Raw genomic sequence first — 23,086 nt, 5'->3', positions numbered from 1 at the left:
CGATTGTACTGATGGTTATTATCGAAACGAGCGCCTCGGTGGTTGCTAAAAACGATTTATATAATCGCCTCCAGTTTCTCCTCCCCTGCGCCTGGCTTCAGGCGACACATCTTTCTGGAACCCGATACCATGCCAAGTGCCAGCCAGGCCCCAAGCGGCCGCCCGGAACATGATCAACAAAGTGTCAAACAGCAGTGGCTGGCGATTCTCTCGGTCGCGGTGGGTGCCTTCGCCCTGGTGACCAGTGAGTTCCTGCCGGTGGGCGTACTCAATGATGTCGCCAGCGACCTCGGCATCAGTGCCGGCCATGCCGGCCTGATGGTCACCCTGCCCGGCATCATGGCCGCCCTCGCCGCCCCGTTGCTGTCTGTGATGATTGGCGCCATGGACCGCCGCTATTTATTGATCGGCCTGACGCTGATCATGATCATCGCCAACACCGTCGTGGCGTTCGCCAGTGACTTCAGCCTGCTGCTGTTCGGTCGCGTCCTGCTGGGCATCAGCATCGGCGGGTTCTGGGCCACCGCCATCGCCCTCAGCGGCCGCCTCGCTCCCAGAGGCGTGGGCGTGGCGAAGGCCACCTCGATCATCATGATGGGAGTGACGCTGGCCACCGTCCTCGGCGTGCCCGTCGGCACCTGGCTCAGCGGCCTGATGGGCTGGCGCATGACCTTCCTGGTCACCGCGCTGGTAGGCGTGCCCGTGCTGCTGGCGCAGGTCTTTTTGCTGCCGCGGCTCGACCCGGAAAAGGCCATCCTCATCAGTGACCTGCCGGCCTTGTTTATCAACCCACGCGCTCGGGTCGGTTTGATCGCCGTGTTGCTGATCGGCCTGGCACACTTTGCCGCCTACACCTACGTCGCGCCGTTCTTCAAGAACAGCTCCGGCTTCGACGGCCAGACCATTGGCTCACTGCTGCTGATGTTTGGCATAGCCGGTGTCGCCGGTAACATTTTTGCCGGCTTCGCCGCCAACCGCAGCGTGCGCTACACCCTGCTGCTGGTCGCACTGATGATCGGCACCAGCACAGCCCTGTTCCCCCACTTCGCCACCGGCCTGATCGGCGCGACGATGTTGATCGCACTCTGGGGCTTCGCCTTTGGTGCCTTCCCGGCCTGCGCCAGTATCTGGATGTTTGTCGTGGCGCCCAAGGATGTTGAACGCGGTATGCCACTGTTCGTCGCCTTGTTTCAGGTGATCATTGCCTTGGGCTCGTTCTTCGGCGGGCGGATTGTGGACCAGATGGGTAGCTCGGTGCTGTTGAGCCTGGCTACGGCGTTGGTCGGCGTAGGTTTTGTCACGGTGCTGGTGCTGGGGCGAAATGTGAGTAATAGCTTGGTAGCGCAATCTGCCTGAGCAGAAAGAGCTGTTGAAAAGCCTGCTAAGCATTGAGCTTGGCAGGCTTTTTTATTTTTCAGCGGACGCGCATCGCAAGTCCCGATTTGGAAAAGCTTCGTAATGAAAACTCTCACAGTGAAGCTTGTGTACCCACGCCCCTGAACTAGCCTCGAAAGGGTCGCCATGTGGCGACGTACTGCCAAGGAGCTTACATGCCAACCAGATATCGTGATGCCGTCACCGGAGAGTACGTGACAGAGGCTGAGGCAAAGAAAAGACCGAGGGAAACGGTGAAGGAGAAGGATAAAAAGTCGCCGTCAAAGCCGCAGGGTAAGAAGTGATGTCGAGGTTGGAAGACAACGCCATACGTTCTATAGCCACGTGATGGGTTTATCAGAGAGCGGCTGAGCTGATTATGGATTTGATGAACTGCTCGGCCAAAAACGAAAAAGCCCCGTAGCTTACTCAGCTACGGGGCTTTTTCTATGTAATGGCGGAGAGATAGGGATTCGAACCCTAGGTACCGGTGAAGGTACAACGGATTTCGAATCCGTCCCATTCGGCCACTCTGGCATCTCTCCAACGGCGCGCATCATAACAGTGTGTTTCACGGAAGCAAACCCCAAAAGAGATTTTTTTCCGTGCTATCAGATGCTTGCGTCGATTAAAGCGGTACGCCGAGACGGTTGGCGACTTCTTCGTAGGCTTCGATAACATCACCGAGGCCCTGGCGGAAGCGGTCTTTGTCCATCTTTTTCTTGGTGTCTTTGTCCCACAGGCGGCAGCCGTCCGGGCTGAATTCGTCGCCCAGGACGATGGAGCCGTCGTGGAATACACCGAATTCCAGCTTGAAGTCGACCAGCAGCAGGCCGGCGTCGTCGAACAGCTTGCTCAGCACATCGTTGACCTTGAGGGACAACTCCTTCATGCGCGCCAGTTGCTCGGCGGTGCCCCAGCCGAACGCCACAACGTGGGATTCGTTGATGAACGGGTCGCCCTTGGCGTCGTCCTTCAGGAACAACTCGAAGGTGTAGGGGTTGAGCTTGAGGCCCTCTTCCACGCCCAGGCGCTTGACCAGGCTGCCGGCGGCATAGTTACGCACGACGCATTCGACCGGGATCATGTCCAGCTTCTTCACCAGGCACTCGTTGTCGCCCAGCAGTTTGTCGAATTGGGTCGGAATGCCGGCCGCTTCGAGTTTCTGCATGATGAAGGCGTTGAACTTGTTGTTCACCATGCCTTTGCGATCAAGCTGTTCGATGCGCTTGCCGTCGAACGCCGAAGTGTCGTTGCGAAACAGCAGGATCAGGCGGTTGGCGTCGTCGGTCTTGTAAACCGACTTGGCCTTGCCGCGGTAGAGTTCTTCACGTTTTTCCATGATGGGCTCCGCTTTGAGTGAGGTGGGCTAGGCGATATGTCGCCAGTCGAGCCCTGAATCTTGATCGGCCAGTTGCAGCCAGTCCGGGTCGCACCCGAGGGTGTCGACAAAACATTGCCGGGCAAGCGTCGGCAGGTTGTTCTTGCTGCTCAGATGGGCCAGGACCAGGTGTTGCAGGTCTTGCCAGCCCAACTCATACACCAGGTACGCCGCCTGGTGGTTGTTCAAATGTCCCAGTTCGCCGCCCACCCGCTGCTTGAGAAAGTACGGGTAATGACCACGAGCCAGCAGGTCACGGCAGTGGTTGGACTCGATCATCAAGGCATCGAGATTGCGGTACCCGTCCAGCACCTTCGCACAGTAGGAACCCAGGTCGGTGAGCACACCGAAACGCCGCTCACCATCACTGAATACGTATTGCGTCGGCTCCTGGGCGTCGTGTGCCACGGCGATCACGTTGACGCTCAACGCGCCGATCTGCAGTTGCTCACCACCGGCCAGGAAACCTGCAGGCTCAATGGGTTTGCGCATCCCGCGCAAGGTGCCGCGACTCAGGTACACCGGCAGATTGTAGCGCCGAGACAGCAAACCCACGCCATGCACATGGTCGGCATGTTCGTGGGTCACCAGAATCGCGCTCAACTGCGCGGGGTGAACCCCCAGGCGCAGCAGGCGCCGCTCGGTTTCTCTTAACGAGAAACCACAATCGACCAGCACGTACGTGTCGTCATGAGCGACCAGCGTGCCGTTCCCTTGGCTACCGCTGCCGAGAACGGCAAAACGCATCGGATCAGCCCAGGTTGTCCTGAATCACGCCCAACACCTTGCGTGCGGTTTCAGCCGGCGCAACGGTGTTGATGTTCTTCTCGACGGTGACCTGCACGCTGTCGCCCACCTTGCTCAAACGAACCTGATAACGCTCGGCGCGGGTTTCGATCTCTTCCTTGGTCGGCTGGCTGCCAAACAACTTGCCGAAGAAACCTGGCTCGTCGTCTTTCTTCTCGGCCTTTTCCGCCACGTTGATGTAGTACAGGCCCAGGCTGCGGTTGATGTCCTCAACACGCCAAGGGCCCTTCTCCAACGCACGGCCTACACTGGCCCAGGCACGATCCAGGTCTTCACCCAGGTTCAGCACCACGTTGCCGCTGCCGTCTTCGGAGAGGCTCACGCGGTTAGGCGTATCGTAGTCGCGTGCAGCAAGCAGGGAAACCGAACCGCCCTTCTCGGAGATACGGCTCATGTTGGCCAGCATCTCATCGACCAGCGCGGCGTCAACGCCGGTGTTGACCGAGCGGTTGGTGAATTCGACATTGGCCGTGCTGCCGGCAGGACGCTCGGCGCTGACCACATAGACTTCACTGGTATTACGCTGCACGCCAGGCTCGATGCGCACACGCACACGGGCTTCGCTGTCGGCCGCTACACCACCGGCCTGCAGACGCTGGGCCATGTTAGCGGACAGTTCACTGCCGTGCTGCCAGGCCGTGGTGAACTCACCGGTCTGCGGGCGCTGCTGGTCAATGCGAAAACCGTTGTCCTGGAAGAACTGCACCGCCACCGGCCAGACTTCGGCAGGTGGGCGCTGCGCCACGATCCAACGGTTGTCGCCGCTTTTCTGCAGGCTGTAGTCGCTGGCATCCGCCACGGCCGTGATCGGCTGTGGACGCGGTACCACGAACTCGCCTTTGATGGTTTCATCGGCAACGTTGCGTGGAATCGGCAGCAGTGGGTCAAGGCGCTTGGCGACATTGACATCAGGCGGCAGTTGCATCGGCTTGGTCGCTTGCGCGTCCAGGTAGTCGCTGCCGCGGTCACGGAAGTAGCCTTCCGGGCCCCAAATCCAACCGCAGCCACTGGTGCTGGAGATAATCAAGGCAAGTGCGGAAAGTCCGGCCAATCGCTTCATGCGTAATGCTTCCTCAATTAAACCAGGACGCCGGACTGGCGCAGGGCCTGTCGCAGCGGTTCGTGACAGGCTTCGCTGAGACGGGTGAGCGGCAGACGGATACCGTCCGGCATCATGCCCATTTCAGTCAGTGCCCATTTCACGGGAATAGGGTTGGATTCAATAAACAGGGTCTTGTTGAGCGGCATCAGCTTCTCGTGGATCGCTCGGGCGGTCACGGCATCACCGGCAATGGCGGCGGCGCACATTTCGCTCATGGCACGCGGGGCCACGTTGGCGGTCACGGAGATGTTGCCCTTGCCACCCAGCAGGATCAGCTCGACAGCCGTGGCGTCGTCACCGGAATACACCAGGAAATCGCTGCTCACGCCGGCCAGGATGTCCTTGGCGCGCTGCAGGTCGCCGGTGGCTTCCTTGATACCGATGATGTTCGGCACGGTGGACAGGCGGATCACGGTCTCAGCCTTCATGTCGCAGGCGGTACGGCCCGGGACGTTGTAGAGGATCTGCGGGATCTCGACCGCTTCGGCGATGGCGCGAAAGTGCTGGTACAGGCCTTCCTGGGTCGGCTTGTTGTAGTACGGGGTCACCAGCAGGCAAGCGTCGGCGCCGGCCTTCTTGGCGTTTTTGGTCAGCTCGATCGCTTCACGCGTCGAGTTGGCGCCCGTACCGGCGATGACGGCAATGCGGCCCGCGACACGCTTGACCACGAATTCGATCACCTGGATGTGTTCTTCCACATCGAGGGTCGCCGATTCACCCGTGGTGCCGACCGCAACAATGGCATTGGTGCCTTCTTGCAGGTGGAAGTCCACCAGCTTGCCCAGGCTGTCCCAGTCGAGATGACCTTGTGCATCCATGGGTGTGACCAGTGCCACCATACTGCCCGCAATCATGCAACCGCTCCTGCCGGAAAAAGAGAGCCGTAATGGTACTGGCGCCAAGATGCTTGCACAAGCGAAGTACCGTCTGAGGATGCGTTCTGGATCAACTAAACGACGGGCAATGCCATCATTGGGCCAAAGCATGGCCTGAAGCACGATGAAACCAGACCGGTCGCGCAATGAAAACGCCGCCTCCTAGCCCTTGGCGACGCTTTTCGCTACCCTTGATCCTTTGATCGATACAGCCCACACGGTATCGACCGCTCATCGCTTTAGGAAGGCTGCATGTCCACCCCCACAGTTCGCGAACAATTCCTTGTTATCAGTGCCCTCGGCGCCAACCCCATGGAGCTGACCAACGTCCTGTGCCGCGCCAGCCATGAGAACCGCTGCGCCGTCGTGACCTCCCGCCTGACCCGCCACGGCGAGTGCAGTGCGCTGGTCCTGCAGATTTCCGGCACCTGGGATGCCCTGGCGCGCCTGGAGACCGGCTTGCCGGGCCTGGCCAAGAAGCACGACTTCACCGTCAACGTGGTACGCAGTGCCGCGCTGGAGAATCGCCCTCAGGCGCTGCCTTATGTGGCGTATGTCAGCTCGGCTTATCGCTCGGACATCGTCAACGAGCTGTGCCAGTTCTTCATCGACCATAACGTCGAGCTGGAGAACCTGACCTGTGATACCTATCAGGCGCCCCAAACCGGCGGCACCATGCTCAACGCCACGTTCACCGTGACCCTGCCGGCCGGCGTGCAGATCAGCTGGCTGCGCGACCAGTTCCTGGATTTCGCCGACGCCCTGAACCTTGACGCCCTGATCGAACCATGGCGCCCTCAGAACCCAATGTAAGGAAGTCCTCATGCCGGTAGCCATCGACACACCCGTGACCGATTTCGAAGCCCAGGCCACCAGCGGCCAGACCTTCAGCCTCGCAGCCCTCAAGGGCAAGCAAGTGGTGATCTACTTCTACCCCAAGGACAGCACCCCGGGCTGCACCACCGAAGGCCAGGGTTTCCGTGACCAGTACGCAGCCTTCCAGGCCGCCAATACCGAAGTCTTTGGCGTGTCGCGTGACAGCGTGAAGTCCCACGAGAACTTCAAGGGCAAGCAGGCGTTCCCGTTCGAGCTGATCAGCGACAAGGACGAAGCGGTTTGCCAGCTGTTTGACGTAATCAAGCTGAAGAAGCTGTACGGCAAGGAATACCTGGGCGTGGATCGCAGCACCTTCCTGATCGACAGCGAAGGGGTGCTGCGCCAGGAATGGCGTGGTGTGAAAGTGCCAGGTCACGTGGATGCCGTTCTGGCTGCGGCGCAAGCCTTGAACAAGCACTGATTGTAGTGAGCGGGCTTGCCCCGCGCTGGGGGGCGAAGCCGCCCTAAACCCTGGCGCCTCGGTCTTACTGAAGCACCGCGGCGTCCTTGGCGGGGCGGCTTTGCCACCCAGCGCGGGGCAAGCCCGCTCACTACAATAGCGGTGCAACTATAGGTTCCTGTCGCGGCCACGCGTCCAGCACCGCCTTGAACAGCGTCGCCAGGGGAATCGCAAAGAACACGCCCCAGAATCCCCATAACCCACCGAACAACAACACCGCGCAGATGATCGCCACCGGGTGCAGGTTGACGGCTTCCGAGAACAGCAGCGGCACCAGCACATTGCCATCCAGGGTCTGGATGATGCCGTACACCGCCATAAGGTAGATGAACTGGTCGCTCCACCCCCACTGGAACAAGGCGATCAACGTCACCGGCACCGTCACCACCACTGCGCCGACATATGGCACTACCACAGAAACGCCCACCAGCAGTGCCAGTAACGCCGCATAGTTGAGCCCGAGGACCACAAAGGCGATGTAGGTGACGCCCCCACAGATAACGATCTCAATCACCTTGCCGCGAATGTAGTTGGCAATCTGACGGTTCATCTCTTCGGCCACTCGGGTAATCAGCGCCCTTTCACGCGGCAGGTAACCGCGGACCCAGCGGCCGATCATCTCGCGGTCCTTGAGGAAGAAAAACACCAGGATCGGCACCAGCACCAGATAGATCATGATGTTGACCAACAACGGCAGGCTGGACAGAGAAAAGGTCAGCGCCCACTGCCCGAATTTTCCGATCTCGCCGCGCGCCAGTTCAATGGCCTGCACCACCTGCTCATCCGACACCAGATGCGGATAGCGTTCAGGCAACATCAGCAACAACGACTGCCACTTGGCCAACATCCCCGGCAACTCGTTGAACAGGGTGATCAACTGATGCCACAGCAGCGGCAGCACCACCACGATGAATACCACCAGCAAGCCCATGAACAGGGCAAACACCAACCCCACCGCCACACCACCCGGTAAGCGCAAACGTTCCAGGGTGTTGACCAACCCTTGCATCAGGTACGCCAGCACCATCCCTGCCAGTACCGGCGCCAGCATGCCGCCCAAAGTGAGCACGGCAGTAAAAGCCAGGAACAGCAGGACCGCCAGCACCACGGCCTCTTCATCGGAAAAGTAGCGCTGGATCCAGTCTCGTAACACTTTGAACATCAATCAACCTCGGATGATGGGGCGAACGATTCAGGCCTTTCGTAGCCAGTAAAAGTACACCCCGGCGGCATCTTCTTCGTGCAGCAGGGTGTGACCGGCCAACTTGGCAAAGGTCCGGAAATCGCGCTGGGAGCCGGCATCCGTGGCGATCACCTTGAGTACTGCGCCACTGGCCAATCGATTGAGTTCCAACTTGGCCTTGAGCAGGGGCAACGGGCAATTCAGGCCGCTGGCATCAAGCTCCGCATCAAAGGCTACAGCGTCGGTCATGGTTTTACTCCGGACAAGCGTTGGGCTGCTTAGAATATCTGGTCCGAAGCTCAGTGTCCGGCTACAGTAGACTCTTTGTCGAAAGGCTTTGTGCATGACTTTTTTGCGCCCTACCCTGCTGACGCTGGCTTGCCTGCTGGCCTCTCCAGGCTTCGCTGACGACCTGCCGTCACTTGGCGACGCCAGTTCTGCCATTGTCTCGCCACAACAGGAATACCAACTGGGCCGCGCCTGGCTTGCCTACCTGCGCGGCCAGGTGTCGCAGCTCAATGACCCGCAGCTCAAGGACTACGTCGAAACCAGCGTGTACAAACTGGTGGAGACCAGCCAGGTCAATGATCGGCGCCTGGAATTCATCCTGATCAACAGTCCGCAACTCAACGCCTTTGCCGCGCCCGGCGGGATTGTCGGGGTCAACGGCGGCCTGTTCCTCAATGCCCAGACCGAAGGTGAGTACGCCTCGGTATTGGCACACGAACTGGCTCACTTGTCCCAACGTCACTTTGCACGGGGCGTGGAAGCACAGTCGCGCATGCAGCTCCCGATGATGGCCGCGCTGCTCGGCGGCATCATCGCCGCGGCGGCAGGTGCAGGTGACGCCGGCATTGCCGCCATTGCCGGCAGCCAGGCGGCGGCTATCCAGGAGCAGCGCCGGTTCTCGCGCCAGAATGAACAGGAGGCTGACCGGATCGGCATCCTCAACCTGGAAAAAGCCGGGTACGACCCGCGCTCCATGCCCACCATGTTCGAACGACTGATGCGCCAATACCGTTTCGACGCCAAGCCACCGGAGTTCCTGCTGACTCACCCGGTTACCGAATCGCGGATTGCCGACACCCGCAACCGCGCCGAACAAGCCAAACCCGGCGGCAAGGAAGACAGCCTGCGCTATCAACTGATCCGCGCGCGCGTACAACTGCAATATGAAGACACCCCAGGCCTGGCCGCCAAGCGGTTCCAGGCACAACTGGACGAAAACCCGAAAAACGACGTGGCACGCTATGGCCTGGCCATTGCCCAGATCAAGGGCACCCAGCTCAAGGCAGCCCGAGAAAACCTGGCACCGCTGCTGGCCAAAGCCCCCAATGACATCACCTACAACCTGGCGCAGATCGAGTTGGACATCACCAACAATCGCCTGCCGGATGCCCAGCAACGCACGGACCGGATGCTCACCCAATACCCCGGCAACTATCCGCTGAATCAGGTGCGCGTGGACTTGCTGCTCAAGCAGAACCGTACCGCAGATGCGGAGAAAGCCCTGGACGGTTTGCTCAAATCCCGCCCCGATGACCCGGATGTCTGGTACCAGGTCGCCGAGACCCGCGGTTTGTCCGGCAACATCATCGGTTTGCATCAGGCCCGCGCCGAGTACTTTGCCTTGGTGGGTGACTTCCAGCAGGCCATTCAACAGCTGGACTTCGCCAAGCGTCGGGCAGGCAACAACTTCCCGCTGTCCTCGCGTATCGATGCACGCCAACGTGAATTGATTGAACAGGAACGTCTGGTGAAAGGGATGATGGGCTAAATCCATCGCCCACAAAAAAGCCCCGCCTTCGTTAAACGAAGGCGGGGCTTTTTAATAGGCTAGAGCCTTACTCAGCCAGCTTGAACGTGATGAAGCTCGCACGCCCCTGACGCAGCACACGCATCGACACCGAGCGATTCTTCGGCAATGCCTTGGCGATGTCGGCGAACTCCTTGGTGGAGTTGATCGCCTGATTGTTCAGGTGGGTGATCACATCCCCCGGCTGCAGACCGATCAAGGCGGCTGGGCCGTCCTGAACTTCCTTGATCACCACGCCACCCTTCAGGTCGAAGCTCTTCTTCTGCTCAGCGGTCAGCTCAACCACCGCAATACCCAGGCGGTTGCTGCTGCGCTCAACGCCTGGCTTGGCGTTACCCAGCGCATCGAGGGCGGCGCCCTCTTCAGGGATAGCCCCTACGGTCAGCTCGACGTTTTGACGCTTGCCATCACGGATCACTTCCAACTTGGCCTTGCTGCCGGCTTTCAGAGCACCGACCAGGTGCGGCAAATCGGCGGACATGATGATCGGCTGGCCGTTCATGCTCAGGATCACGTCGCCAACTTGCAGGCCGCCTTTGGCAGCCGGGCCGTCGTCCTGAATCTGTGCGACCAGGGCACCGGCCGGTTTCTCGAGGCCGAAGGATTCAGCCAGGTCTTTGTTCACCTCCTGGATCACGACACCCAACCAGCCGCGGCTGACTTTGCCACCGCTCTTGAGCTGGTTGGAAACGTCCATGGCCACATCGATCGGGATCGCGAAGGATACGCCCATGAAGCCACCGGAGCGGGTATAGATCTGCGAGTTGATACCCACCACCTCGCCCGCCAGGTTGAACAGCGGACCACCGGAGTTACCCGGGTTGATCGGCACGTCGGTCTGGATGAACGGCACGTAGTTTTCGTTCGGCAGGCTACGACCAATGGCACTGACGATGCCTTGGGTGACGGTATGGTCAAAGCCGAAAGGCGAACCGATTGCCACGACCCACTGCCCGGCTTTCAAGTCCTGGGATTTACCCAGTTTCAGTACCGGTAAATCCTTGCCATCGATTTTCAGCAAGGCCACATCGGAGCGCGGGTCCGTACCGACCAGCTTGGCTTTCAATTCACTGCGGTCGGCCAGGCGTACGAGGATCTCGTCAGCATCGGCAATCACATGATTGTTGGTGAGGATGTAGCCATCGGGCGAAATGATGAAACCCGACCCCAGGGACTGCGCTTCGCGCTGGCCACCGCCGCCGCCACGTGGGGAGCGCTGTTGCGGCATACCCCGTTCGAAGAACTCGCGCAGCATCGGCGGAAGCCCTTCGAGGTCCGGCATCTGCTGGTTCGAGACTTTGCGCTCGGGCAGTTTCTGCGTGGTACTGATGTTCACCACGGCAGGCGAGGCCTGCTCCACCAACTGGGTGAAGTCAGGCAGTTCGGCCGCTTGCGCGGACACAGCCTGACCCAGCACCAGCACCGTGGCGACTATGGATAAGTAAGACTTCAAACGTGGTATCGACATACAGCTCCCGTTACGACGAGCAGGGTTGAGCGACAGGGTTCAAGAAACACCGAAAACTACGATCGGCATCTTTGTTCCGCGAACAAAACAAGGCCGGAGCCGACAAGCCCTGACCTATAAAAAACATGGGGATTTTTTGCAAGTGAAAATAACGAACCAGACATTTCATGCTCTCAATACCCAACCAAGCAGAGGCTCACATTGGAAGGTCAGGATGAACATAGGATTAACAACTCATGGCTGGGTGGCAACCTTTTCACCGCGCACCGACAGCGCGATGCGTTCGGCGGTGCCGATGGGGATTTCGCCGACAACCGTCACCATCATCTCGCCGTCCACCGTGTTCAGGCGCCGCGACACCGCAACCGTAGGCCCCAGTTGAGTGCGGTTTTCCGTCACGCTCGCTCCGTCTGTCGACTCGAGAAACACCGAGAAGCGTGCAAGGCCGTCGCTATACATCCAACTGTCGACAGTAGATTGGGTTTGGCTATCTCGGCGTGCGTTACTGCTGATGGGCTCAAAACCAGGCGGCAGCCAGTTCAGGTGCCATGCCTGATCGGCAGGTACTTCTGGCGCGTTGTTGTTGGAAACGGCGACGGCTTTACATTCGCCGCTGGGCTGCAGATCGCGATCAGAAAGCGCGACCGACGTATTCAGGCGGGTGAATTGAAAACGTTCCAACAACTGACCCTGATCGTTGAGTAACAACGATTTGAGTGGCAATGCCGTTTCGCGATCCAGATGCAACTCGAAGCCATATCGGTATTGGTCTCGAGGGGTGATCGAGACAATCACCGCGTTACGACCGGCCACACGGGATTTCCCGATAACGGACAGTTCATAAAAGGGAGTGAGCTTTTGGGGATCAAGAACTCGCGCGGCCGAGGCATCACGCGAATTCCCAAGGCCTGCGACGAGTGTGCCGCTGACGCATTGAGTACGACCATCTATCCGTACGACTTCCTGGGCAGAACCGTCGAGCTGGAGTAATCGCTCACGAACCTGACCATTCTGGACACGATGCCAGATGTCATGGGTAGAAAAACTGCCATTACGTTCGTAGACGAACGTACCTTCGAAGCTTTGTTGCTGCTCTGCACGCCCAAGTCGAGTCAGCCAGTCTTGGGCTTCGTCGGCATGGGCGGATAGTGCAAACCAGCTACTGAGCAAAAGCGTGAGGAGCGGTATGGCGCGCATAGTGCTCCTCAGCGATTCAACGGTTTTCCAGGCTTGCAGCACGTGCGTAAGGCAGAGCGCTTTCAGTACCTTTCAAGGCCGACTCCTGTGCGTGTTGACGCAGGTAGCCTGGAAGGCGCTGATCCTGCCAGCCGGATTGCCCTTGCAGTACGCCATTGGCCATTGGGCCGGTGGTGTCAGAGCTTTCCTTGTAGCCGGCCAGTACAGCCGGGCCCTTGACTTGCGGACCAGCCATGACCGGCTGCTGAACCTGTTGGGCCAGCTCGTTACCGGCGATTTCGTCCTGGTTGTACAGGCGAACACCCGCCAATACGGCAACAGTCACCGAAGCAGCAACCGCCAGGCGACCCAGGCTGCGCCATGGACCACGAGCAGCTTTTGCCGGAACGGCTTCATCGGCCAGCGCAGCAGAAACGGCCGCAGCAATATCCAAACGAGGGATTAGTAGATCCTTGTGCATCACCGCCCGAGCGACTTGGTAACGAGACCAGGTATCACGGGTTTCGGCATCATCAAATGCGTTGAGCACTCGACGAAGTTCCAGTTCATCCGCTTCGTTATCCATCACTGCGGACAGCGATTCCTGCAGGGCATCACGACTCATGGCGGTTCCTCTCTTGGCTGTCGCCGCTGTCTTTAGTTTTCCTGCAACAACGGTTGCAAGGCTTTGTCGATGGCTTCCCGGGCCCGGAAAATCCGTGACCTTACAGTCCCCACCGGACACTGCATGACGCTCGCAATGTCTTCGTAACTCAGACCATCGAATTCACGTAAAGTTAACGCGGTACGCAAATCTTCCGGCAGTTGCTGAATTGTGCGATGAACGGTGCCTTCGATTTCGTCGCGCAGCAATGAGCGCTCCGGCGACTCGAGATCCTTGAGACCATGATCACCATCGTAAAATTCAGCATCTTCTGAACTTACATCACTATCGGGTGGGCGGCGGCCGCGAGACACCAGATAGTTCTTCGCCGTGTTAATGGCGATGCGATATAGCCACGTGTAAAACGCACTATCACCGCGGAAATTGCCTAGTGCACGGTATGCCTTGATAAAGGCTTCCTGTGCTACGTCCTGCGCTTCATGGGTGTCGTGCACGAATCGCACGATCAACCCGAGAATTTTGTGCTGGTATTTCAGCACTAGCAGATCAAATGCACGCTTGTCACCGCGCTGAACGCGCTCGACCAGCTGCTGATCCTCTTCCTGGGTTAGCATGAACACTCCTCGTTGTACTTGAAGGAGGCTTGCATAACTAAATGACCAGGCTTGCAAACATAGACTCGGGCTTTTCGCAAAAGTTCTCCCCTTTCAAGCAAGTTTCCGGCGCGCACTGTTTTGGCACACACGAAAAACGCAGCTCGGGCAACGCCGGCTGCGCGAATAATCTTGTCGTCGGCTCCTGACGCGTCCAATGCTCCCGACGGGCCAATAAACTCAACGTTTTCCCAGCTTTCGGGCAACCTGCTATTGAGTCGGGACTGCTGCAAAAAGTTCCCCCCTCCAATAACCGGCTCATTTCACCCGACTGATGCACGGCAATCTCATATTGCCACGAATGCCCGACTATTGTGCCGCTCCCCCCCTCTATATACTAGTGGCCCGTGTGACCCTTTGATTCGCCGATCCAGGCGTCCTGTTTGCGCCAGCCTTTCGGATCGCTTTTTGCGGAATCCTTCCAATGAGCCAACAGTTTCAACACGATGTCCTGGTGATCGGTAGCGGCGCGGCCGGCTTGAGCCTTGCGCTGACCCTTCCCAGCCATTTGCGCATTGCCGTACTGAGCAAGGGCGACCTGGCCAACGGCTCGACCTTCTGGGCCCAGGGCGGGGTCGCCGCCGTGCTGGACGACACCGACACAGTGCAATCCCACGTTGAAGACACCCTGAATGCCGGCGGTGGCCTGTGCAATGAAGACGCGGTGCGCTTTACCGTCGAACATAGCCGCGAAGCCATTCAATGGTTGATCGACCAAGGGGTGCCGTTCACGCGTGACGAGCAGGCGGGCAACGATGATGGCGGATTCGAGTTCCACCTGACCCGTGAAGGCGGCCACAGCCATCGTCGCATCATCCACGCCGCCGATGCCACCGGTGCCGCGATCTTCAAGACCTTGCTCGAACAAGCCCGACAACGCCCCAACATCGAACTGCTGGAACAACGCGTCGCCGTCGACCTGATCACCGAAAAACGCCTGGGCCTGGACGGCGAACGTTGCCTCGGCGCCTACGTGCTCAACCGCGCCAGCGGCGAAGTCGATACCTACGGCGCACGCTTCACCATCCTCGCATCCGGTGGTGCAGCCAAGGTCTACCTCTACACCAGCAACCCCGACGGAGCCTGCGGCGATGGCATCGCCATGGCCTGGCGTTCCGGCTGCCGCGTGGCCAACCTGGAATTCAACCAATTCCACCCCACGTGCCTGTACCACCCGCAGGCCAAGAGTTTCCTGGTCACCGAAGCCCTGCGCGGTGAAGGTGCACACCTGAAGCTGCCCAATGGTGAGCGCTTCATGCAGCGCTTCGACCCACGCGCCGAACTGGCGCCACGGGATATCGTGGCCCGCGCCATCGACCATGAAATGAAGCGCCTGGGCATCGACTGCGTCTACCTGGACATCAGCCACAAGCCCGAAGCCTTCATCAAGACCCACTTCCCGACGGTCTACGAACGCTGCCTGACCTTCAATATCGACATCACCAAAGGCCCGATCCCGGTGGTGCCGGCGGCGCACTACACCTGTGGTGGCGTAATGGTCGACCAGCACGGGCGCACCGATGTACCGGGCCTGTATGCAATTGGCGAAACCAGCTTCACCGGCCTGCATGGCGCCAACCGCATGGCCAGTAACTCGCTGCTTGAGTGCTTTGTCTACGCGCGCTCGGCGGCGGCCGACATTCTTGAACAACTGCCACACATTCCTGTGCCCGCCGCCCTGCCCCGCTGGGACGCCAGCCAGGTCACCGATTCGGATGAAGACGTGATCATCGCCCACAACTGGGACGAATTGCGGCGCTTCATGTGGGACTACGTAGGGATCGTGCGCACCAATAAGCGCCTGCAACGGGCGCAACACCGGGTGCGATTGTTGCTCGATGAGATCGACGAGTTCTACAGCAACTATAAGGTCAGCCGCGACCTGATCGAATTACGCAACCTGGCCCAGGTGGCGGAATTGATGATCCGCTCGGCCATGGAGCGCAAGGAAAGCCGGGGGTTGCACTACACCCTCGACTACCCCCAGATGCTACCCGAGGCCCGCGACACTATCCTGGTGCCAACCACCTACGGCGGCTGAACTTGAGGCGCACCCGCAGGCGCCGATGCACATCGGCAGCCTGCGAGTCCTTCGGCACACAGAGCGAACGCACGCACCACTCACCCGGCACCCGATAACGCAGCACCACGATCCATGGCAATGCCAGGCTGTCGGGACGCAGTTGCACGCTGTGCCAGCCGCGTTCCTCACTGAACAGCTGCCAGCCATCTTCATCCCGGCGCAGACCGCGAACCGACGAACGGTGAGTCAGGCGGATGTGGCGTGGTAGCACCCAGACGGCATGCGCCAGGCACAACAGCGCACCAAGGCTTGAATAAGGTAGATCGAGAACCAGCAGACTCCCCAGCGCGAGCAACTGGGCAAGCAGATACGCCGCCAGCAGCAGCCCGGAGGCCTGCCAGCGGCATTCGAAGCGATTACTTGGGCTGGACACGATCCAGGATCATCCGGACCATGCGTTGCAGCTCCGGGTCTTCGGATTCGCTGCGCTCCATGAACCAGCCGAACATGTCCTGGTCTTCGCACGTCAACAGCCTGACGTAGAGGTCACGATCCACCTGATCGAGCGTCGCATAGACCTCTTTGGTGAACGGCACCAGCAACACATCCAACTCCAGCATGCCGCGGCGGCTGTGCCAGTAGAGGCGATTGATTTCTACATCTTCGACCATGGAGCGCTCCTCAAATAGAGCGCAAGTATACAGGCCCGACGGCGGTGGAACAGTCGGCTTTGGTCGCCCCTCACGGAAACTATCCATTTGCCGGGCGCCCCTCTATGATGCACTCATGACTTTTTGACCTGCGATGACCCATGGCTGACTCTGCTTTTTTCTGCCCCCTGGCCCACGAAGGCGTTCTCGCCGTCCGCGGCGCCGACGCTGCCAAATTCCTGCAAGGGCAACTGACCTGCAACCTCAACTACCTGAGTGACACTCAAGCCAGCCTCGGTGCGCGCTGTACACAGAAAGGGCGTATGCAGTCGAGCTTTCGCATCCTGCTGCAAGGCGACGGCGTGCTGCTGGCAATGGCCACCGAATTGCTCGAACCGCAACTGGCGGACCTGAAAAAGTACGCGGTGTTCTCCAAGTCCAAACTCACCGACGAAAGCGCCGCCTGGGCACGCTTTGGTCTGGCGGATGCGGATCAGGCCCTGGCCAGCCTCGGCCTTCAATTACCTGGCGAGACCGACAGCGTCGTACGTACCGATTCACTGATCGCCATCCGTGTGTCCCCCGGCCGCGCCGAACTCTGGGCCCCTGCCGAACAAGCCGAAGCCCTGCACGCGCAACTCAATGCACAGTTGAAGGAAGCCGGCTTGAATGAATGGCTGCTCGGCCAGATCCGCGCCGGCATCGGCCAGGTCATGCCGCAAACGCGCGAATTGTTCATTCCACAGATGCTCAACCTGCAGGCCGTAGGCGGCGTCAGCTTCAAGAAAGGTTGCTACACCGGCCAGGAAATCGTCGCCCGCATGCAATACCTGGGCAAGCTCAAGCGACGCCTGTATCGCCTGAGTCTCAACGCGGCCGAACTGCCGGAGCCCGGCACCCCGCTGTTCTCTCCCAGCCACAACAGTTCGATCGGCGAAGTGGTGATCGCGGCAAAAGCTGACTCATCCGTTGAACTTCTCGCGGTGTTGCAAGCCGAAGCTGCCGACAGCGGCGATGTGCACTTGGGCACCCTGGAAGGCCCTGGCCTGCAACTGCTCGACCTGCCTTACCCACTGGATCGCGATAAAGAGATCCAGCGTTAATCGCCGTACCTTTTTGCAGCACCCTAGAGAGCATGAATGAACAAGCTGGCGGAAAAAGTTCAACAGGCTTTGGTGAAGGCCATCGACAACGATGACCTGGTTCTGCCGACATTACCGGAAGTGGCCCTGAAGATTCGCCAAGCCGCGGAAGACCCGGATATCAGCATCAGCCACTTGAGCAAGGTGATCGGTCGCGATACCGCTTTGTCGGCGCGGCTGATCAAAGTGGTCAACAGCCCACTGTTGCGCGCCACCCAGGAAGTCACCGACCTGCATACCGCCATCACCCGGCTGGGCACCAATTACAGCAGCAACCTGGCCATCGGCCTGGTGATGGAGCAAATCTTCCACGCCCGCTCCGAGGTGGTAGAGCTGAAAATGCGTGAAGTCTGGCGGCGCAGCCTGGAAGTGGCAGGCGTCAGCTATGCCCTGTGCCGCCGCTTCAGCCAGTTGAAGCCGGACCAGGCAGCCCTTGGCGGGCTGGTCCACCAGATCGGCGTGCTGCCGATCCTCACCTATGCCGAAGACCACTACGAACTGCTCTCGGACCCGGTCAGCCTGAATCACGTCATCGACAGCATTCACCCGGTGCTCGGGAACAAACTGCTGCGCGTCTGGGATTTCCCGGAGATGCTGGCCAACCTGCCGGTGCAATACCTGGACCTGGAGCGTGACTCGGCGAAGCTGGACTACATCGACCTGGTACAGATCGCCAACCTGTATTGCCACCGAGGCACCGGCCACCCGTTGGCGAACGTACCGGTATCGACATTGCCGTCCGCCAGGAAACTGCGCACAGATCTCTACAGCGATGCCCTTCTGACAGAGCTGGATGAAGCACGCTCGATGTTTTACTGATCAGCCCGCGATAAAACTCACCCGCACTTTCAACCCCGCCGATTCACCGTCGTGCAAACTGATCTGCGCCAGATGCGCCCGGCAGATCTCCCCGACAATCGCCAACCCCAGTCCCGAACCCACGCCCTGCTGACTACGGCGGTAGAAACGTTCGAAAACCCGGTCCCGCTCATCCAGCGGGATACCTGGCCCATCATCCTCGACCTCCAGCACGGCCGGGGCCATGACCCGCAGGATCACATTGCCGCCAGGCGGGGTGTGGGCGAGTGCGTTATCCACCAGGTTGCTCAGCAGTTCATTCAACAACGTCGGCTCGCCGCGCAGCCACACCGGTTCATCGGCTTCCAAGGCCAGGGCGACACCCCGCGCATGGGCCAGCGGCGCCATGGCCATGCCCAGTTCCCGCGCCAGTTGGCTGAGGTCGAGTAGCTGCGCGCCACCCTCGGCAATCGCCCGGGCGCCGTTTTCGATGCGTGCCAGGGACAACAATTGATTGGCCAAGTGCGTCAGGCGGTCGGTGCCCTGGGCCGCCGTCTCCAGGGTGCTGCGCCAGGTGCCGGGGTCTTCGGCACGCAGGCCCAGTTCCAGCCGAGCCTTCAATGCGGCCAACGGGGTACGTAACTCGTGGGAGGCGTCGGCAATGAACTGCGCCTGGCGCTCGAACTGGCCGCGCAGACGTTCGGTGAAGTGGTTGATGGAACGCACCAGAGGGCCAAACTCATGCTGCACTTCCACCAATGGCAGCGGCCGCAAGTCGTCGGGCTGACGCTCCTCCACCGCCGTACGCAGGCGCTCCAGCGGGCGCAGCGCCGCGCTCACGGCAAACCACACCAACAGCAACGCGCCGATGGCCAGCATGCCCAAGCGCAGCAAGGTGTCGGCCATCAGGCTACGCGCCATGGCGACGCGCGCCTCCTGCGTCTCGGCGACGCGAATTTCCGCCATGCCGTTCATATTCGGTTCGGAGACCGCCTTGAGCAGGCTCACCACCCGCACGGACTGGCCCTGATACTTGGCGTCATAGAAGCGCGCCAGAGCCGGGTAATCATCGGTGCGCGGTGTGCCGGGCGGCGGGCCTGGCAGGTTTTCGTAGCCCGAGATCAGCTTCTGATCGATGTCATTGACCTGGTAATAAATGCGCCCGGCACTGTCATAGGCGAAGGTATCCAGGGCCACATACGGCACATTGGCACTGAGGGTGCCATCGACCTGGGTCAAGCCGGCGGCAATCGTCCGCGCCGAGGCCAGCAGCGTACGGTCATAGGCGGTATCGGCGGCTTCGCGTCCATTCCAGTAAGCGCTCAGGCCACTGGCGAGCATCAACACCACCAACAGCAGCGCCAGGTTCCACAGCAGCCGCCAACGCAGGCTGCTGGGCTTATGCATCACGCGCTTCCAGCAAGTACCCCAGGCCACGGAACGTCACGATGGCGATGGGTTGCCCATCGAGCTTCTTGCGCAGGCGATGCACGTAGATTTCGATCGCATCGGGGCTGGCTTCCTCGTCCAGGCCGAACACCTGGGAAGCCAGTTGCTCCTTGCTCATCACGCGGCCCGGGCGCGCAATCAAAGCCTCCAAAACCGCTTGCTCGCGAGAGGTCAACGTCATCAATTCGCCCCCCACCGTGAACCGTCGTGTATCCAGGTCGTAGACCAGCACACCGCAGGTCTGCTGGCGCTCGCCGCCGAGTACGCTGCGGCGCAACAGTGCCTTGACCCGCGCTTCCAGTTCCGTCAGTTCAAACGGCTTGGCGAGGTAGTCGTCGGCGCCCAGGTTCAGGCCATGCACGCGGTCCTTCACATCACTGCGCGCCGTCAGCATCAGCACCGGCAGGTTCTTGCCGCGCGCCCGCAAGCGTGCAAGCACCTCGAAACCATCCATGCGCGGCAGCCCGACATCGAGGACCACCACCGCATACTCCTCGCTGCCCAAAGCCAGATCCGCAGCCACCCCATCGTGCAGCACATCGACGGTCAAGCCCGTGCTCTTGAGCGCCTGGGCGACACTTTCGGCGAGCTGCAGATGGTCTTCAACCAAGAGGACACGCATGGATTTTCACCTCATTCGGGCATGGTCGACGCCACGCTTTGCGAGGCAGTTTACAGACGCCGCCTGGCCTGTGAAGCCCGAAAACATTGAAAGACAACTGAAAGGTTAGTGAAAGGTTCGCCCTTTAGCATCCCGTTACGGTGGTCTATGCCCACCCCGTTGCCTGAGCGCAACGCTCGAAAAACGCCTCGAAGCGTTTTCGCCAAAATAAGAACAATAACGGAGTACACCCCCATGCTGTCGACACAGCCCCAGGCTCGCCCGCCTGTCCGGTTTTCCCGCCTGACCCACACCGCCCTCGCCAGTGCCGCTGCGCTTGCCGGCTTTGCGCCGCTTAGCCAGGCCGCCTTCTTCGAAGACAGCAGCGCGACCCTGGAAACCCGCAACATGTACTTCAACCGCGACTTTCGTGACGGCACCAGCGCGCAGCAATCCAAGCGTGACGAATGGGCCCAGGGCTTCATGCTCAACCTGCAATCGGGCTACACCGACGGCACCGTGGGTTTTGGCGTGGATGCGCTGGGCATGCTCGGCGTCAAGCTCGACTCCAGCCCCGACCGCACCGGCACCGGCCTGTTGCCCACCGACGATGGTCGTGCGGTCGACGAGTACAGCAAACTCGGCCTGACCGGCAAAGTGAAGATCTCCGCCACCGAACTGAAAATCGGCGCACTGATCCCCGAACTGCCGATCCTCAAGCCCAACGACGGCCGCATCCTGCCGCAGACGTTCAACGGCGGCCTGCTCACCTCGAAAGAATTCAAGAACCTGGTATTCACCGGTGGCCGCCTGGACAAAGCCAAGGACCGCGATTCCACCGACTACGAAGACATCGCCCTCAACAACAAGAACAGCCGTTTCGTCGGCGGCGCCACCGGCAAGCACTTCAACTTCGGCGGCGTCGACTACAAGTTCGCCGACAAAATCACCGGCAGTTACCACTTCGCCCAGCTCGATGACGTCTACCGCCAGCACTTCCTCGGCCTGGTGGCCTCGCGCCCGATAGGCCCCGGCACCTTTGGCGCCGACTTGCGCCTGGCCATCAGCGATGACACCGGTGCGTCCCGCGGCGGCAACATCGACAACACCTCCCTCAACGGCCTCTTCAGCTATGCCCTCAATGGCCATAAGCTCAGCGCCGGTTACCAGCACATGTCCGGCGACAGCGCCTTTCCTTATGTGGATGGCAGCGACCCGTACCTGGTCAACTTCGTACAGATCAACGACTTTGCCGGCGCCGAAGAACGCTCCTGGCAAGCGCGTTATGACTACGACTTCGCCAAACTGGGGATTCCCGGCCTGAGCTTCATGAGCCGCTACATCTCGGGCGACCACATCAGGCTCAAGAACGGCGAGACCGGCAAAGAGTGGGAACGCAACAGCGAGATCCGCTACGTGGTGCAAAGCGGCACGTTCAAGGACGTCGCCGTGCGCCTGCGCAATGCCACGTACCGTTCCAACTATTCGGCCCGTGATGCGGATGAAGTACGCCTGTTGGTCAGTTACAGCGTGGCGCTTTGGTAGTCAAACAAGCTCATAACAACAAAGACGGAGAGACCCATGACCTTTTCACTGCGTAAATTGGCCCTTGCCGCCGGCTGCATGCTGTTCGCCGGCCAACTGCTGGCCGACGAACCCAAGCGCCCGGAATGCATCGCCCCGGCCTCCCCCGGCGGCGGGTTTGACCTGACCTGCAAACTGGCGCAAAGCGCGCTGGTCAACGAAAAACTGCTGAGCAAGCCGATGCGCGTGACCTACATGCCCGGCGGCGTAGGCGCGGTGGCCTACAACGCGGTGGTAGCCCAGCGCCCTGCGGATGCCGGCACGCTGGTCGCATGGTCCAGCGGTTCGCTGCTGAACCTCGCGCAAGGCAAGTTCGGTCGCTTCGATGAAAGCGCCGTGCGTTGGTTGGCGGCGGTCGGCACCAGCTACGGGGCTATCGCGGTGAAAGCCGATTCGCCCTACAAGAGCCTCGACGATCTGGTCAAAGCCCTGAAGAAAGATCCGGGCAGCGTGGTCATCGGCTCCGGCGGCACCGTCGGCAGCCAGGACTGGATGCAAACTGCGCTCATCGCCAAGGCCGCCGGGATCAACCCGCGTGAGCTGCGCTATGTGGCGCTTGAAGGCGGCGGTGAAATCGCCACCGCCTTGCTCGGTGGCCACATTCAGGTGGGCAGTACCGACATCTCCGACTCTATGCCGCACATCCTGAGCGGCGACATGCGCCTGCTGGCGGTGTTCTCCGAGCAGCGCCTGGACGAGCCGGAAATGAAGAACATTCCGACCGCCAAAGAGCAAGGCTATGACATCGTCTGGCCCGTGGTACGTGGCTTCTACCTCGGGCCAAAAGTCAGCGATGCCGACTACGCCTGGTGGAAGGAAGCATTCGACAAACTGCTGGCTTCCGAGGAGTTCGCCAAGCTGCGTGACCAGCGCGAGTTGTTCCCGTTCGCCATGACCGGCCCGGAGCTGGACACCTACGTGAAGAAACAGGTGGCTGACTACAAAGTGCTGGCCAAAGAGTTCGGCCTGATCCAGTAATCGCCCCTCTGTGGGAGCGGGCTTGCTCGCGAAAAACTTCAACGATGACGCGTGCTGCCTGGATA

Annotated in this window: 23 protein-coding genes and 1 tRNA gene; 9 read left to right on the top strand and 15 right to left on the bottom strand. The window is 60.2% G+C overall.

The genetic code is table 11. The annotated features are described in order from the left end of the window. The first annotated feature begins 129 nt into the window (after positions 1-129). Positions 130-1,356, top strand: coding sequence for an MFS transporter (locus tag JBE38_RS18435; RefSeq protein WP_205344831.1), 1,227 nt, complete (start codon positions 130-132; stop codon positions 1,354-1,356). Positions 1,357-1,829: 473 nt separating this feature from the next. On the opposite strand, the gene JBE38_RS18430 is transcribed toward JBE38_RS18435, so the two are convergent. The 5 genes from JBE38_RS18430 to dapA all read right to left on the bottom strand — a co-directional run bounded on the left by JBE38_RS18430 (position 1,830) and on the right by dapA (position 5,518). Next, positions 1,830-1,919: transfer RNA gene (locus JBE38_RS18430), tRNA-Ser, on the bottom strand. An 83-nt stretch (positions 1,920-2,002) separates the two neighbouring features. Next, on the bottom strand, positions 2,003-2,716 hold the full coding sequence (gene purC / locus JBE38_RS18425; protein ID WP_010212191.1) for a phosphoribosylaminoimidazolesuccinocarboxamide synthase: 714 nt from the start codon (positions 2,714-2,716) through the stop codon (positions 2,003-2,005). Between the two features lie 27 nt (positions 2,717-2,743). After that, complete coding sequence (locus JBE38_RS18420; RefSeq protein WP_104995791.1) at positions 2,744-3,502, bottom strand: MBL fold metallo-hydrolase; 759 nt, start codon at positions 3,500-3,502, stop codon at positions 2,744-2,746. A gap of 4 nt (positions 3,503-3,506) precedes the next feature. Then, positions 3,507-4,622: an outer membrane protein assembly factor BamC gene (gene bamC, locus JBE38_RS18415; RefSeq protein ID WP_060753703.1), complete on the bottom strand. Its 1,116-nt coding sequence runs from the start codon at positions 4,620-4,622 to the stop codon at positions 3,507-3,509. Positions 4,623-4,639: 17 nt separating this feature from the next. Then, positions 4,640-5,518, bottom strand: coding sequence for a 4-hydroxy-tetrahydrodipicolinate synthase (gene dapA, locus JBE38_RS18410; RefSeq protein WP_090366213.1), 879 nt, complete (start codon positions 5,516-5,518; stop codon positions 4,640-4,642). A gap of 273 nt (positions 5,519-5,791) precedes the next feature. On the opposite strand from dapA, the gene JBE38_RS18405 reads away from it, so the two are divergent. After that, a complete protein-coding gene (locus JBE38_RS18405; protein ID WP_003172487.1) occupies positions 5,792-6,352 on the top strand; it encodes a glycine cleavage system protein R in 561 nt (186 codons plus the stop codon). A gap of 10 nt (positions 6,353-6,362) precedes the next feature. Next, positions 6,363-6,836 carry a peroxiredoxin gene (locus JBE38_RS18400; RefSeq protein ID WP_090366215.1) on the top strand — a complete coding sequence of 158 codons (474 nt, stop codon included), beginning with the start codon at positions 6,363-6,365 and terminating at the stop codon, positions 6,834-6,836. Positions 6,837-6,966: 130 nt separating this feature from the next. Here the strand turns inward: JBE38_RS18400 and JBE38_RS18395 are convergent, their stop codons facing one another. Both JBE38_RS18395 and JBE38_RS18390 read right to left on the bottom strand, forming a co-directional pair. Beyond that, positions 6,967-8,037 carry an AI-2E family transporter gene (locus JBE38_RS18395; RefSeq protein ID WP_060753706.1) on the bottom strand — a complete coding sequence of 357 codons (1,071 nt, stop codon included), beginning with the start codon at positions 8,035-8,037 and terminating at the stop codon, positions 6,967-6,969. Positions 8,038-8,067: 30 nt separating this feature from the next. Beyond that, positions 8,068-8,307, bottom strand: a complete 240-nt coding sequence (locus tag JBE38_RS18390; protein WP_205344830.1) for a sulfurtransferase TusA family protein — start codon at positions 8,305-8,307, stop codon at positions 8,068-8,070. Between the two features lie 94 nt (positions 8,308-8,401). On the opposite strand from JBE38_RS18390, the gene JBE38_RS18385 reads away from it, so the two are divergent. Further along, on the top strand, positions 8,402-9,835 hold the full coding sequence (locus JBE38_RS18385; RefSeq protein ID WP_060753708.1) for a M48 family metalloprotease: 1,434 nt from the start codon (positions 8,402-8,404) through the stop codon (positions 9,833-9,835). Positions 9,836-9,902: 67 nt separating this feature from the next. On the opposite strand, the gene JBE38_RS18380 is transcribed toward JBE38_RS18385, so the two are convergent. The 4 genes from JBE38_RS18380 to rpoE form a co-directional block, all read right to left on the bottom strand. Beyond that, entirely contained in the window at positions 9,903-11,342 is a 1,440-nt protein-coding gene (locus JBE38_RS18380) for a DegQ family serine endoprotease (protein WP_060753709.1), read from the bottom strand. Between the two features lie 234 nt (positions 11,343-11,576). Beyond that, positions 11,577-12,539: a MucB/RseB C-terminal domain-containing protein gene (locus JBE38_RS18375; RefSeq protein WP_205344829.1), complete on the bottom strand. Its 963-nt coding sequence runs from the start codon at positions 12,537-12,539 to the stop codon at positions 11,577-11,579. Between the two features lie 16 nt (positions 12,540-12,555). Further along, a complete protein-coding gene (locus tag JBE38_RS18370) occupies positions 12,556-13,143 on the bottom strand; it encodes a sigma-E factor negative regulatory protein (RefSeq protein ID WP_060753711.1) in 588 nt (195 codons plus the stop codon). Positions 13,144-13,175: 32 nt separating this feature from the next. Beyond that, positions 13,176-13,757: an RNA polymerase sigma factor RpoE gene (gene rpoE, locus JBE38_RS18365; RefSeq protein WP_060753712.1), complete on the bottom strand. Its 582-nt coding sequence runs from the start codon at positions 13,755-13,757 to the stop codon at positions 13,176-13,178. 463 nt (positions 13,758-14,220) lie between these two features. Between rpoE and nadB the strand changes: the two genes are divergently transcribed. Continuing rightward, on the top strand, positions 14,221-15,837 hold the full coding sequence (nadB, locus tag JBE38_RS18360; RefSeq protein ID WP_205344828.1) for an L-aspartate oxidase: 1,617 nt from the start codon (positions 14,221-14,223) through the stop codon (positions 15,835-15,837). Here the strand turns inward: nadB and JBE38_RS18355 are convergent. Continuing rightward, positions 15,806-16,252: a protein YgfX gene (locus JBE38_RS18355; RefSeq protein WP_205344827.1), complete on the bottom strand. Its 447-nt coding sequence runs from the start codon at positions 16,250-16,252 to the stop codon at positions 15,806-15,808. The two genes, nadB and JBE38_RS18355, sit on opposite strands and share 32 nt — an antisense overlap. Beyond that, positions 16,236-16,490 carry an FAD assembly factor SdhE gene (locus tag JBE38_RS18350; protein WP_017255216.1) on the bottom strand — a complete coding sequence of 85 codons (255 nt, stop codon included), beginning with the start codon at positions 16,488-16,490 and terminating at the stop codon, positions 16,236-16,238. The genes JBE38_RS18355 and JBE38_RS18350 overlap by 17 nt, the downstream gene beginning before the upstream one ends. A 140-nt stretch (positions 16,491-16,630) precedes the next feature. On the opposite strand from JBE38_RS18350, the gene ygfZ reads away from it, so the two are divergent. Together ygfZ and JBE38_RS18340 are read left to right on the top strand one after the other, a co-directional pair. Beyond that, a complete protein-coding gene (ygfZ, locus tag JBE38_RS18345) occupies positions 16,631-17,572 on the top strand; it encodes a CAF17-like 4Fe-4S cluster assembly/insertion protein YgfZ (RefSeq protein ID WP_090366223.1) in 942 nt (313 codons plus the stop codon). Positions 17,573-17,608: 36 nt separating this feature from the next. Further along, positions 17,609-18,430 carry an HDOD domain-containing protein gene (locus JBE38_RS18340; RefSeq protein ID WP_090366225.1) on the top strand — a complete coding sequence of 274 codons (822 nt, stop codon included), beginning with the start codon at positions 17,609-17,611 and terminating at the stop codon, positions 18,428-18,430. Here the strand turns inward: JBE38_RS18340 and JBE38_RS18335 are convergent, their stop codons facing one another. Next, complete coding sequence (locus JBE38_RS18335) at positions 18,431-19,816, bottom strand: sensor histidine kinase (RefSeq protein ID WP_090366227.1); 1,386 nt, start codon at positions 19,814-19,816, stop codon at positions 18,431-18,433. Next, on the bottom strand, positions 19,809-20,480 hold the full coding sequence (locus tag JBE38_RS18330; RefSeq protein WP_104995785.1) for a response regulator: 672 nt from the start codon (positions 20,478-20,480) through the stop codon (positions 19,809-19,811). Before JBE38_RS18330 ends, JBE38_RS18335 begins: the two co-directional genes overlap by 8 nt. A gap of 234 nt (positions 20,481-20,714) precedes the next feature. Here JBE38_RS18330 and JBE38_RS18325 point away from each other — a divergent pair, with 234 nt between their 5' ends. Beyond that, complete coding sequence (locus JBE38_RS18325) at positions 20,715-22,004, top strand: OprD family porin (protein WP_205344826.1); 1,290 nt, start codon at positions 20,715-20,717, stop codon at positions 22,002-22,004. Positions 22,005-22,040: 36 nt separating this feature from the next. Then, positions 22,041-23,021, top strand: coding sequence for a Bug family tripartite tricarboxylate transporter substrate binding protein (locus tag JBE38_RS18320; RefSeq protein WP_205344825.1), 981 nt, complete (start codon positions 22,041-22,043; stop codon positions 23,019-23,021). Positions 23,022-23,086 lie beyond the last annotated feature (65 nt).

The organism is Pseudomonas sp. ICBG1301, assembly GCF_016918385.1.
Classification (GTDB): domain Bacteria; phylum Pseudomonadota; class Gammaproteobacteria; order Pseudomonadales; family Pseudomonadaceae; genus Aquipseudomonas; species Aquipseudomonas palleroniana.
This window is presented reverse-complemented; position numbering and strand designations above follow the sequence as displayed.